We start from the raw sequence: 12352 nt of genomic DNA on the forward strand, positions 1-12352 counted from the left end.
TTTCGGCCCGACCGCGGCCGGAGAGGGCGCAGTGCAGGTGTCCTATCCCCTTAGATCAACGAGGGCGCGGCCTCCTGATGCGACGCGTTCAAAAAAAGATTGCCGTTCAAAACAGTTCGAGGCGGCTGCGCCGGCAATGCAGGAGGGCTTTGATGATGTGCTTCTCGACCATGTTGCGCGAGATGCCGAGGCGCAGCGCGATCTCGCCGTTGGCGAGGCCGTCGAGGCGGCTGAGCAGGAACACCTCGCGGCAGCGGGGCGGCAATTCGTCGATCGCGTCCGCCAAGCGCCGCAATTCCTGGCGGGCGATCGCCTGCCGCTCCGGAAGGGCGTAGCCGTCGGCGATCTCGGCGAGTTCCGCCTCGCACGTCGCCGCGAACAGGGTCCGCTCCAGCCGGCCGCGGTTGCGCATCCGCAGGGCGACGTTGGTGGCGATGCGGAACAGCAGGGCCGAGGGGTGCTCGATGCCCGTGCGCGAGAGCGCCGCGACCATGCGCAGGTAGGTTTCCTGGCTCGCATCCGCGGCATCGGCCGGGTTGTCGAGCAGGCGCAGGAGGAAGCGCCGGAGCTTCAGCCCTTCGTGACGGTAGAGAGCGTCGATCGACACCCCTGCCGCCCCTCCTGCCACGAGGTCGGTCCCGTCGCCCACAGATGATCCCGCGCTGATCGATGACTGGCCACCGACCAGAAGCAGGCGCGCGGATTATGCAAGCACCGCAATAGCTTAGATATTTTCCAGTCTACAGGCCGGTTCCACCGCAAAGCGTTGCGGATACAATCGAAAAATGCCTCACTCGGAAAAGGCGAGAACTATAACAATTACAGAATACGCTTCATTTAAACACCTCGTTGCACATCGGACACACGCCGTCTCGTCGCTGGCTGAGCGGCGCCCTGACGGCCGATGCCGTCGGGTGCGGTCGGCGACGAAGGCCGAGGCGAACGGGTTCGTCGGCGAGCGTCGTCGTCAGGCCTCTGCAGCACGGTCGAAGAAATTAAAAATATCGCCGGCAGCAACCAACTGGCGCAACAGCGCAAACACGCAAACACCCTGTATCAAGAACAATTCCAATAAGTTTTACTTCCCTTGACGCACAGCTGAAGTTTGAGCAACACGCACCTCAGCTTCACGCGATTCGAGGGAGTCCTCAGTCCGATGAGCAAGTACAACGAAGAGCATTTTCTTCTGCTTACGCTTCGGCAAACGTCCTCTTCTTACTCCCGAAACCGCGCGCCGCTTCCGTTCGCCAAGCCGGTGGCCCGCACGGCGGCGAGGCCCGCACAGGCCGGAAGCCGGACGGCCGCATCGCTCCGCTGAGGCGGCGCCACACGAACACGGGGCACGAACACGGGGACCACCCCGAAAGCGGTCCCGGAGGCTCTCACGAGGTTCGGTCAACATGCCACCATCGTCTCAGACGGTTGCCGAGGCGGCCGCCTTCCGCAGCTTCGCCAACGGGTATCTGCGCGAGATCGACCCCGGCATCCGCGTCCGCCACGCCCTGGCGGACGGGCCGCCCGCGCCGTGCGTGGAATGGAACCTGCGCAGCCGGCGCCTCGCGATCCGGGCCGAGATCCGGTCGCCCTCGCTGTGCGGCGCGCAAGGGTTCGGCCGCCTCTGGACCCGCCACCTGCACGAGCCGCGCTGGCGGACGGTCGCACCGATGCGGGCGCTGCAGGAACTTCTGGCCGAGGCGTATTCCCGCGCCGACGAGGGACGGGGTGAGACCGCCCGCGAGCGCGAGCTGGAACTGCTCGGGCGTGTGCTCGACAGCTACCGCGAGACCGCCCGCCTGCTCGACCTCGCCGGGCGGCGCAGCGATGCGGAGACGGATTTCATCGCGGGCGAGCGCGCCCTGGTCTTCGGCCACTGGCTGCACCCGACGCCCAAGAGCCGGCAGGGCCTCACGACCTGGCAGGCTCGCGCCTACGCGCCGGAGGAGGGCGGGTCGTTCCGGCTCGATGTGTTCGCCGCCGAGGCGAGCCTCGTCCGCCACGATTCCGCGGTGACCCGCGCCGCCCCCGACCTCGCCCTCGACCTCCTCGGCAGCGATGCCGCCCGGCTCGACTTGCGCGCGGGGGAGACCGCTCTGCCGATGCACCCGCTCCAGGCCGAGGCGCTGATGCTGGAGCCGCATGTCGCCGCACTCGTCGCGGCGGGCCGCGTCCGGCGGCTCGGCGCCTTCGGCCCCCGCTTCACCGCGACCTCCTCGCTGCGCACTGTCTACACGGCCGAGAGCCCGTGGATGGCGAAGTTCTCGCTGCCCGTCACCCTCACCAACTCGCTGCGGGTGAACCGGCTCGCCGAACTCAAGGCCGGCGTCGCCGTGGCCCGGCTGCTCGCCAAGAGCGGCTTCGAGGCGCGGCATCCGAACTTCCGGATCCTGGCCGACCCGGCCTATCTCACCCTGCATTGCCCCGGCCGCGAGGAGAGCGGCTTCGAGACGGTTCTGCGCGAAAACCCGTTCCGCAACGGGGCGGAGCGCGGGATCGCCACCCTGGCGGCGCTGACCGCCGAGCCGCTGCCCGGCCGCCCCTCGCGGCTGGAGGCCCTCCTGCGGCAGGTCTGCCCGGGGGAAACGGCCGACCGCGCGCATGCCGCGCGCCGGTGGTTCGGGCTCTATCTCGACTGCATGCTGGAACCGGTGGTCGCGCTCTACGACGGGCACGGCATCGCGCTGGAGGCCCACCAGCAGAACGCGCTGCTCGACGTCGCCTCCGGCTGGCCGCGGCGCGGCTTCTACCGCGATAACCAGGGCTTCTACCTCTCCGAGGCCGCCCGCCCCCGGCTCCTGCGCGACGCACCCGAGACCGGCACCATCGGCTCGCTCTACTTCGCCGACGGCGAGATCCGGCGGCGGCTCGCCTACTATCTCGTGGTCAACCAGATCTTCTCCGTCATCGCCCGCATGGGCCATGACGGGCTGGCGCGCGAAGAAACCCTCCTCGACGATCTCGCCCGTCGCCTGGAAGCGATGGCGCGCCGCCTGACCGGCGCCGGCCGCGCCTTCGCCCGCTCGGTGCTGGAGGGTCCGACCCTCTGCACCAAGGCCAACCTGCGGGTGCGCCTGTGCGACCGCGACGAACTCGCCTCGGGCGATGGAACCGGCAACTACATCGACATGCCGAACCCGCTCAGCGCGCGTGCGGCGGCTCGCAGCGAGGCCGGCCATGCCCTCGCTTCGTGAGACCATGAGCCGCCCCGAGGAGCGCGTCCTGCGCCAGTTGGCACAGGCCGTCCTGTTCGAGGGGCTGGCCGAGCCCGAGCCCGAGCCTGCCGCCGGCGCCCGCCGGCTCGCATGGCGCCTCGGCCCGCATCGCTTCCGCGCGGCCGGCACGCTCGGTCCCTTCGGCCGCCCCCGCCTCGACCCCGGCTCGATCGAGCGGGCGGACGGGGAGGGGTGGGTGCCCGCCGACCTCGCCAGCCTCGTGGACGCCCTGCCCGCCGCCGCCGAGGCGAGGGCACGGCTGCGGACCGAGTTGGAGCAGACGGTCGCGCTCTGCCGCTGGAACGCCGAAAACCTGACGCCTCCGGCGCGCCGCGCCCTGTCCTTCGCCGCGCTCGATGCGGCCCTCTGGGAGGGCCATCCCTACCATCCGAGCTTCAAGGCGCGCACCGGCTTCACCCTGGAGGATCACCGCCGCTACGGGCCCGAGGCGGCCGCGCCGTTCCGCCTCGAATGGCTCGCGGTCCGACGCGATGCGATCGCCCTCGCGCTGCCGGGCGCGGAGGCCGAATTCTGGCGGGCCGAACTCGGCGCGGAGGGGGAGGTGCTGGCCCGCCGCCTCGCCGCCGCCGGGCATTCCCTCGACACGCACGCGCTCCTGCCGGTCCATCCCTGGCAGATGCGCCGGCTCGAAGGCGCAGCCCTGCGGCCCTGGCTGGCGGAGGGCCGCGCCGTTGCGCTCGGCATCGCCGGCCCGCGCTACGTCGCGAGCCAGTCGCTGCGCACGCTGCACAACCTTGATGCCCCTTCCGCCGCGAGCGTGAAGCTGCCGCTCGCCGTCGTCTCGACCTCGAGCCTGCGCATCCTCGACCCGCATTTCGTGCTGACGGGCCCGGCCCTGTCGCACTGGCTCGCCGGCCTCGTCGCGGGCGATGTCCTGCTGCGGGGCCGCGTGACGGTGCTGCGCGAATACGCCGCCGCGCTCGTCGACCGGGACGGGCCGCTCGCCGGCCATCTCGCCGCGATCTGGCGGGAGAGCCCGCGCCTCGTCCCCGGGGAGGCGGCTCTCCCCTTCAACGCGCTCTGCGTCCACGAGGCGGACGGCCGCCCCTTCGTCGCGCCCTGGCTCGACCGATACGGCCGCGACGCCTGGCTCGACCGCTTGGTCGAGGTCGCGGTCATGCCGGTCTGGCACCTTCTGGCAGCCCACGGCGTCGCCCTGGAGGCGCATGGCCAGAACACGATTCTGGTCCACCGCGATGGCTGGCCGGAACGGGTGATCCTGCGCGACTTCCACGAGAGCGCGGAATACGCCCCCGACTTCGTGACCAGCCCGGAGCGCGTTCCGGATTTCGGGGCGATCGACCCGGCCCATGCCGGCCCGGCCGACGACCGCTTCCATGCCATGCGCTCGGCCGCGACGCTCGCCGAACTCGTCACCGACAGCCTGTTCGTCTTCAACCTCAGCGACATCACCGGCCTGCTGGCCCTCGATCACGGCCTCGACGAGGCGGCGTTCTGGCGCCGCCTCGGACAGCGTTTGCGGCGCCACGCGGCCACGCACGGGCTGGAGGCGCGCTTCGCCCGCCTCGCTGTCGAGGCGCCCCGGCTGCGGGTCGAGGCGCTGTTGTCGCGCAAGCTCGGGCTTGGCGCGGCGCAGGGCAGCCTGCTGGCCGCCAACGCTCTGTTCCCTTCCCCTCACGCCTCTTCCGGAGCCTGCATGATCGAGATCGACGGCCGCACCATCCCGGCGGACGCGATGGAGGCCGCCATCCGGCGCGTCGCGGACGCGGCGGCCCTGCGCGGCGGCAGCGGCGAGCGCGTCGCCGCGCGCTTCCGCGACACCGCCGAGAGCCTCGCCTTCATTCTCGCCGCCCGGCGCAACGGGGCGAGCCTGCTGCCGATCCATCCGGCCCTGCCCGACGAGGGAGCACGCCGGCTCGCCGCGCGCGCCGGCTGCCATCGCCTGTTCCTCGACGATCTCGCGGGCGAGACCCTGGCCGGCGCCGCCCCGCCGGTGCCGGGGGAGGGCGAACTGCTCCAGATGAGTTCCGGCACCACCGGCGAGCCTAAATGCATCGCCCGCCCCTGGAGCGCGGTGGAGCGCGAGATCGAGAGCTACGTCTCGGCGTTCACCGAGCCGGACGGGATGACCCCGGTCATCGCCTGTCCGATCACCCATTCCTACGGTCTGATCTGCGGGCTGTTCGTGGGTCTGCGCCGCGGCCGCGTGCCGGTGATCGTGGACACCACCAACCCGAAATACCTCCTGCGCCGCCTGCGCGAGATCGAGCGGCCGGTGCTCTACACCGCGCCGGCCATGCTGCACACGCTGGCCCGTCTGCTGCCCGAGGGCGAGACCCTGCACGCGGCGATGGTCTCAGGCACGCTCCTGCCGGCGCCGTGGTTTGCCGCCATCCGCGGGCGCGTCACCCACCTGTTCCAGCAATACGGCTGCTCGGAAGCCGGCTGCATCGCGATCAATCCGGATCTGCGCCGGGCCGACGCCATCGGCCGCCCGCTGCCGCACCACCGCGTCCGGGCCGGGACCAGCGCCGCGGCGCCGGCGGAGATCGTGGTCGAGGGGGAGGACGGAGCGATCCGCACCGCCGATCTCGGCTATCTCGAGCCCGACGGCATGCTGATCTTCGTCGCGCGCAAGGACGACACGATCAACGTCTCGGGCCTCAACGTCTATCCCGGCGAGGTCGAGGATGTGGTGATGGCGCTGCCCGGCGTCACCGATGCCGTGGCCTTCGCCCGGCCCGACCCGTTCGCGGGCGAGCGGGTGACCCTGCTCTTCAGCGCCGAAACACCCGTGCCGCCCCGCACCCTCCAGGACTGGTGCCGCCGCTGGCTCGCCGGCCATCAGGTGCCGGTCGAGGCGGTGCAGGTCGGGGCGATCCCGCGCGAGGCCAACGGCAAGATTTCTCGTCGCGCGGTCGCTGCGCAGTACCGGGCCGGCAGCCTGGAGGCCGTGGCGTGAGCAACCAGACGCTGATTACCGCCATCGGCACGGTGCTGCGCGAGGAGATGCACCATCCCCATCTCGACCGCTTCGGGCCGGAGGCGCGGCTGAACGAGGATCTCTACCTCGATTCCGTCCAGTTGCTTCAGCTCATCCTGGCGCTGGAGCTGACGCACGGCGTGTCGGTGCCGGAAGCGGCGATCAACCGGCAGGACGTCTCCACCGTCGCCGACCTCGCCCGGCTCCTGGCACCGGGCACGGCCGAACCGTCCGCGGAGCCCGCCGAACCGGAGGCGTCCTCCGAGGGCGTCCACGGCGCGATGCCCTACGACCTGAAGATCCACTGCTTCGTCAGTTGCGTCTGCGACGGGCTCAAACGCCGCGGCATCGATCACCGCCCGTTCTACGCCCTGATCTGGGACGCCGAGTTCGCCATCACCGACGGGTCCAAGCTCGCCTACCACTCGGACGCGATGGACCACGAGTCGTTCCGCTACTGGTTCGAGCGGCTCTACGGCGTGCCGCTCGTGCCCTGGTACGACCATTCCCGCTCGAAGGACGAGAACGTCGCCACCCTGCTCGACCTGCTGGAGCACCGGGAGCCCGACACGCGCATCATGGTGATGCTCGACATGTTCCACCTCCCCGAGCGGGAGAACAAGTTCAACCAGAACCCCTTCCCGCATTACCTGCTGGTCGAACGCAGTGACGACCCGGCCCTCTGGCAGGTGCGCGACCCCGACTTCCGCTGGGAGGGCGTGATCGAGCGCGAGCGGATGCTGAACGCCATCCGCCAGCCGAGCGTCGCCGGCGGCTACCGCTTCGATCCCGCGCGCGCCCATCCGCCGAGGGATGCGGATCTGGCGGCCTTCTTCGACGCCTGCTTCCGGTTCGACACCAACCCGCTGATCGATGCGGCCCGGGCCATCGTGCTCGCCCATGCGGAGGGCCGTGGGGGCTTGCGGCTGACCGATCTCGGCGAGGCCCTGCGCGAACTGCCGGTCATCACCATCCGCAAATGGGCCTACGAGCACGGCTTCGCCTTCTTCTGGCGAGCGCTGCGCTGGCCGGACCCGGAATTCCAGCGGATCTGCGACGAGATCGAGGCCCTGGTGAACGGCCTCACCGCCCTGCACTACGCCGTGCTGAAGCTCGCCCGCACCGGGGACACGGCCGAACTCGCCCCCGTCCTCGCCCGGCTCGACGCGCTCGACGCGCAGGAATCCGCGATCAAGCGGCAGCTCGCCTCGGCCTACGCCGCGTGGCGGCAGAAAAGCCCGGATCTCGGGCACGCCGCGCCGCCCTCCCGCGAAAGGCTCCCCGCATGAGAATTGCCCTCTGCACCATCAGCTTTCGCCATCACCTCGTGTCGATCGGCGAACTCGCCCGCTTCGCCCGCGGCCACGGCTTCGACGGGATCGAGTTGTGGGGGGTGCACGCCCGCAATCTCGGCCCCGGCGACCACGCCGAATGGCTCGCCGCCTACGGCCTGCGGGTGCCGATGCTGAGCGACTACCTGCCGCTCGACGCAAGCCCCGAAACCCTGGCCGAGCGCACGGACGAACTCGCCCGGCTCGCAGGAAGTTGGGGGGCGCCGCGGCTTCGCACCTTTGCCGGAACCCAGGCCAGCGCCGCGGCCTCGGCCGAAGAGCGCGCCCATGTCGCCGGGCGCCTGCGGATGGCGGCCGAGCGGCTCGCCGACCAGGGCCTGCGGCTCGTGGTGGAGACGCATCCCGGCACGCTGGCCGACACCACCGACTCGCTCCTCGACCTGCTGGCGGCGGTCGATCACCCGAACCTCAAGGTGAACTTCGACACGCTCCACGTCTGGGAGGGCGGCGACGACCCGCTCGCGGCCCATGCCCGGCTCAGCCCGCATATCGATTACTACCATCTCAAGAACGTCCGCAGCCGCGCCGACCTGTCGGTGTTCGAACCGGCCAACGTCTACGCCGCGGCCGGACGGCGCGAGGGCATGACCGGCCTGTTCGAGGGGGCGCTGGATTACGCCGCCTTCCTGAAGACGCTGCCGCCGCAGGCGGAAGGCTCGCTCGAATGGTTCGGCGAGGCCTGCTTCTCGGTGCTGCCGACCGACCTTTTCCGCCTGCGCAGCGCCACCGCCGGCCGCCGCGGGGCCGGCCCCCTCCACGCCGCGCGCTGAGCGTGCGCCGGATCTCCAGGAGACCGCCATGACCGAGAGCCGTGCCGTCGTCGGCACCCCGCATGCGAGCCGCTATCTCCAGCAGCTCTGCAAGCACTGGTCGCACCGGTTCGAGACCGAATCGAACGCGACGCAGGCCCGGATCGCACTGCCGCTCGGCGAGACGCGCCTGACTGCCGATGCCGAGACCCTGACGATCGACCTGACGGCGCATGATCCGGCGAGCCTGCCCGACCTGCGCGACGTCGTCGTGCGCCACATCGAGCGCTTCGCCTTCCGCGAGACGCTGCGCTTCGAGTGGACGTGAGCAGCGTCCGTCGAAACGCGGACGCATCGCCCACGGAGCCAAGACCGGAATGGATCAGACGAGGACCAGCATGGATGTGACGATACGGGCCATGCGCGAGGATGACGCGCCGGATCTGTTCGAGATCTACAACCAGCCCGCCTTCCGCTTCGGAACGCTCGCTCTCCCTTACGAGTCCTTCGAGGCGGTGAAGAAATGGGCGGAGCCCCGCTCGCCGCGGGACCTGCACCTCGCCGCTGAGGCGAACGACCGCGTCGTCGGGGCGGCGGCCCTGCGTCCCTTCTACGGCCGGCGCGCCCATGCGGCGGAGTTCTGGATCGCCGTCCACGAGGATTTTGCCGGAAACGGCATCGGCTCGCGACTGCTCGCGGCGGTGATCGATACGGCGGACAACTGGATCAATATTCAGCGCATCGAGATGACGGTCTTCACCGACAATACGCGGGCCATCGCGCTCTATGAGAAATTCGGCTTCGTGATTGAGGGCACCCACAGGGCGGCCACCTTCCGCAACGGCCGCTTCGCCGACGTGCATTGCATGGCCCGTTTGCACCCGCCGGCTTGGCCCTGAGCTTCGGCCCGTCCGGCAACAGCGTTTTCAATCGGCATGGCCGGCATACATCAGGAACATTGCTGATTTTCCGCAGGTTTCGCCCGTCAGACTCCGGCTCCGCTCAAGAAAATCGGCGCTCGGGTTTCGTTTCCATTCCGGGAGATCCGACACCATGCATCGGCGCGATTTTCTGACGACCCTGCTGACCGCCACGGCCGCTTTGGCCGTCACCCGTACCGCCCTGGCCCAACCCTCACCGGCCGGCACCATCCCGGCGCCCGTCTACCTCGCCATGGCGACGAAGGGCGGGCTGTTCCTCGAGAACACGGCGCGCGATGCCCACGCCAAGACCCGCAATCCGCGGGTGAAGGCCTTCAGCCGGGCGGAGGTGACCGAGCAGGTCAACCTCGCCCGCAAGCTCGACCCGTATCTGGAGGCGGCGCCCATGGCGGCCGGCGCGCCTGCCGGCCCGGGCGGCCTCGTCGGCGGCTTGGTCGCCGCGCCGCTGGCGGTGGCGGGCGGCGTTGCGGGGGCGACCGTCGGCGCGGTCGGCGGCGTGGTCGGCGGCGCCCTGGGCATGCCCGGCGGGGGCGGCCCCGGCGGCATGACGACGGACGAGCAGAAGGCGCAGATCCTGTCGCAGCTCTCCGGAATGCAGCCCGGCCCGGAATACGACGCGATGTTCGTCAACGCCTCGCTCCAGGGGCATCAGGAGGCCCTCAACATCCACGGCTCCTACGCCCAGGCCGGCGACGATCCGGGCCTGCGCCGCATCGCGGCAGGCTCGATTCCGCTGATCCAGCGGCACATCGCGCAGCTCTCGCGGATGCAGGCGACGATGGGCGGCGCGCGGCAGGGTTAGGCCGGGACGACGCGGCGCATCGCTCTGGATTTTGATTCCTGAGGGATTTGATGGGCGGTGCGCCCTCAAGACGTTCGGTGAAGGTTCCTCCGGGCCCGCGGACTGCGCCTCCCGGAGGTCCCCCTATGGCCAGAATGGCGTCCGAGCCCGAGGCTGCACCGGAGGAAAGGCCGACGCGGGATCCTTGCCCTCTTCTGCCAAAGCGTGAACCGTCTTCCAATACGATTTCAACCAGTTTCGGGCGTCGATCACACCTACGAACGTCCCCATCACCATCCCAACCGAAGCAGCTATGACGATCTTAGACAGGTCCCACCGCAACAAATATTCGCCAGGACCGGGACCGGGACTGATCATCGAACCGACACCCGAGGCCAATCCAATAATCGTAAAGTAGAAGAATTTTTTCGCCACGATTGCAGCGAACTTCCTGTGTTTGAAACTCAAGGAGCGAGCCCTCCCACCGAAGCACTCGCCCCAAAGAAGCATGATCACATATTCAACCCGTTACGCGGGCATTCCTCAGCGAGGATTGTCCACACCGAGTTGCGCACCCGCCCTTCGGATCGGCCTGTCCTGAGCGATGTCGGCAAACCCGTTCGGCCCTAGTTCGAACAGGCTCGTCGTAGCCGCTCAGATCGCCGCGGCCGGGTCGCGATCCTCTCCGTCGCCTCCGGGCGGCGTCCGGTCGCGGGGAGCGCGGCGCTCCATCAGGGCACGGCCGAGGGCGCGCAGGGGCGCGGTGAGCCGGCGGGCGTCGTCGGCGCGCTCCATGATCGTCTCGCCGCGACGGATCTCGCGGTCGAGCTTGGCCATGGTGCGGGCGAGCGCCGGATCGTCATCGTCCAGCCAGACCTCGACGGTGCGGGCGAAGGCGATGACGGTGCCCTGCAGCTTGAGCCGGCCCAGCGGCCCCTCGGTGTCGATGCCGGCGGCGGCCAGCATGTAGCGGTGCGAGTTGAGGGCGACCCCGTTCAGCGCCAGCATCGAGAGAACGTCGCCGCGCAGGGCGAAGGCGATGCGGCGCAGGGCCGGCTTGTAGGGGGCCATCGCGTCGAGACGGCGCATCAGCACGTCGAACAGGCGCTCGCGGGCCGGCTCGTCGGCGAGGTCGCCGGTGTCGATCTCCAGCACCTTGCGGTCGATGATGCGCGACAATCCGCCGAGCACGGCCCCCTTCGAGGGGAACAGGTCCCGCAGCTCCGCGAGGCTCAGGCCCGCCTCCCGGGCGATGTCACCGACCTCGATGTCGTTCCAGGGCTGCTCGGCGGCAAGCCGCATCAGTGCCTCGACCGCGGCCTCGCGCGGGTTGGGCTTGTGCGAGGCGGTGGCCTGCGGATCGGCCGATTGCGACGAATCGGACGGCTTACCCGTCTGGGACTTGCCGGTCTCGGGCTCGGGGGCCGTGTCCATGATCCGTGCTCCGTGTTCGGTTCGACGTCTCATGTAGGGGCGAAGCCGCCAGGTTGAACCCGTCGCGCCCTCAGCCGGACAATTCGCCCGCCCGGCGCTTGGCCGCAGCGACCGCCTCCCGCATCAGGTCGGGCACAGCCCCCTCGCGCATCAGCACGGTGAGCGCCGCCGCGGTGGTGCCGCCGGGCGAGGTGACGTCCCGGCGCAGTTGCCCGGCCTCGCGGGTATCGGCATCGAGCAGCGCCCCGGCGCCGGCGATGGTGGCGCGAGCGAGCTGGGCCGACAGGTCCGGCGGAAGGCCCGCCGCCACGCCGGCTTCCGCGAGCGCCTCGGCCAGCAGGAAGACGTAGGCCGGGCCGGATCCCGAGACCGCGGTCACCGCATCGATCAGCGCCTCGTCGTCGAGCCACGCGACGAGGCCGGAGCTGGCGAGCAGCCGCTCCGCCCCCGCCCGCGCCTGCGGCCCGACCTCGGGGCTGCCGACGGCGCCGGTCGCGCCCCGGCCGATGCTGGCGGGCAGGTTGGGCATGGCCCGCACCACCGCGCGGGCGGCCGGCAGGCGGCGCTTCAGGTCGGCGATGGTCTTGCCCGCCAGGATCGAGACGACGAGGGTGTCCGGGCCGATCCAGGGCGAGAGCGCGGGCGCCGCCGCATCGAGAACCTGCGGCTTGATCCCGAGCACCAGCGCCCCGGCCGGACCGTCGGCGTGTGGGTTGAGGCGCAAGGCCCGCTCGGCGCAGAGCCCGGCGATCTCGGGGGCGGGCTGCGGATCGACGACCGTCACCGCGGCGGGATCGAGACCGCCCGCGAGCCAGCCCCGCAGCAGGGCCGCTCCCATCTTGCCGGCACCGGCCAGAACCAGGGGGGTGGGGAAGGCGGTCGGATCGGTCGCGCGCGTCATGGGCCCTCGATCCCACCGCC

Annotated in this window: 10 protein-coding genes; 7 read left to right on the forward strand and 3 right to left on the reverse strand. The window is 70.5% G+C overall.

Going from position 1 to position 12352, the window contains the following annotated elements; all coding sequences use genetic code 11:
- Window positions 1-106 precede the first annotated feature (106 nt).
- Entirely contained in the window at window positions 107-649 is a 543-nt protein-coding gene (locus HNR51_RS18065) for an RNA polymerase sigma factor (protein ID WP_041371620.1), read from the reverse strand.
- 751 nt (window positions 650-1400) lie between these two features.
- Between HNR51_RS18065 and HNR51_RS18070 the strand changes: the two genes are divergently transcribed.
- The 7 genes from HNR51_RS18070 (at window position 1401) to HNR51_RS18100 (ending at window position 10018) form a co-directional block, all read left to right on the forward strand.
- Entirely contained in the window at window positions 1401-3188 is a 1788-nt protein-coding gene (locus HNR51_RS18070) for an IucA/IucC family protein (RefSeq protein WP_182555851.1), read from the forward strand.
- Entirely contained in the window at window positions 3172-6153 is a 2982-nt protein-coding gene (locus tag HNR51_RS18075) for an IucA/IucC family protein (protein ID WP_182555852.1), read from the forward strand. The genes HNR51_RS18070 and HNR51_RS18075 overlap by 17 nt, the downstream gene beginning before the upstream one ends.
- Window positions 6150-7463 carry a DUF6005 family protein gene (locus HNR51_RS18080; protein ID WP_182555853.1) on the forward strand — a complete coding sequence of 438 codons (1314 nt, stop codon included), beginning with the start codon at window positions 6150-6152 and terminating at the stop codon, window positions 7461-7463. The genes HNR51_RS18075 and HNR51_RS18080 overlap by 4 nt, the downstream gene beginning before the upstream one ends.
- Window positions 7460-8296: a sugar phosphate isomerase/epimerase family protein gene (locus tag HNR51_RS18085; protein ID WP_182555854.1), complete on the forward strand. Its 837-nt coding sequence runs from the start codon at window positions 7460-7462 to the stop codon at window positions 8294-8296. Before HNR51_RS18080 ends, HNR51_RS18085 begins: the two co-directional genes overlap by 4 nt.
- Before the next feature lie 28 nt (window positions 8297-8324).
- Window positions 8325-8603, forward strand: coding sequence for a DUF2218 domain-containing protein (locus tag HNR51_RS18090; RefSeq protein ID WP_182555855.1), 279 nt, complete (start codon window positions 8325-8327; stop codon window positions 8601-8603).
- Between the two features lie 70 nt (window positions 8604-8673).
- Window positions 8674-9174 carry a GNAT family N-acetyltransferase gene (locus HNR51_RS18095; RefSeq protein ID WP_182555970.1) on the forward strand — a complete coding sequence of 167 codons (501 nt, stop codon included), beginning with the start codon at window positions 8674-8676 and terminating at the stop codon, window positions 9172-9174.
- A gap of 154 nt (window positions 9175-9328) precedes the next feature.
- Window positions 9329-10018: a DUF4142 domain-containing protein gene (locus tag HNR51_RS18100; RefSeq protein ID WP_182555856.1), complete on the forward strand. Its 690-nt coding sequence runs from the start codon at window positions 9329-9331 to the stop codon at window positions 10016-10018.
- Window positions 10019-10651: 633 nt separating this feature from the next.
- On the opposite strand, the gene HNR51_RS18105 is transcribed toward HNR51_RS18100, so the two are convergent.
- Window positions 10652-11431 (reverse strand): TetR/AcrR family transcriptional regulator, encoded by a 780-nt coding sequence (locus tag HNR51_RS18105; RefSeq protein ID WP_182555857.1) that lies wholly within the window; start codon window positions 11429-11431, stop codon window positions 10652-10654.
- Between the two features lie 70 nt (window positions 11432-11501).
- Window positions 11502-12332 (reverse strand): pyrroline-5-carboxylate reductase, encoded by an 831-nt coding sequence (gene proC / locus HNR51_RS18110; protein ID WP_182555858.1) that lies wholly within the window; start codon window positions 12330-12332, stop codon window positions 11502-11504.
- Window positions 12333-12352 lie beyond the last annotated feature (20 nt).

The sequence above is a fragment of the Methylorubrum thiocyanatum genome, assembly GCA_014138645.1.
GTDB classification, from domain to species: Bacteria; Pseudomonadota; Alphaproteobacteria; order Rhizobiales; family Beijerinckiaceae; genus Methylobacterium; species Methylobacterium thiocyanatum.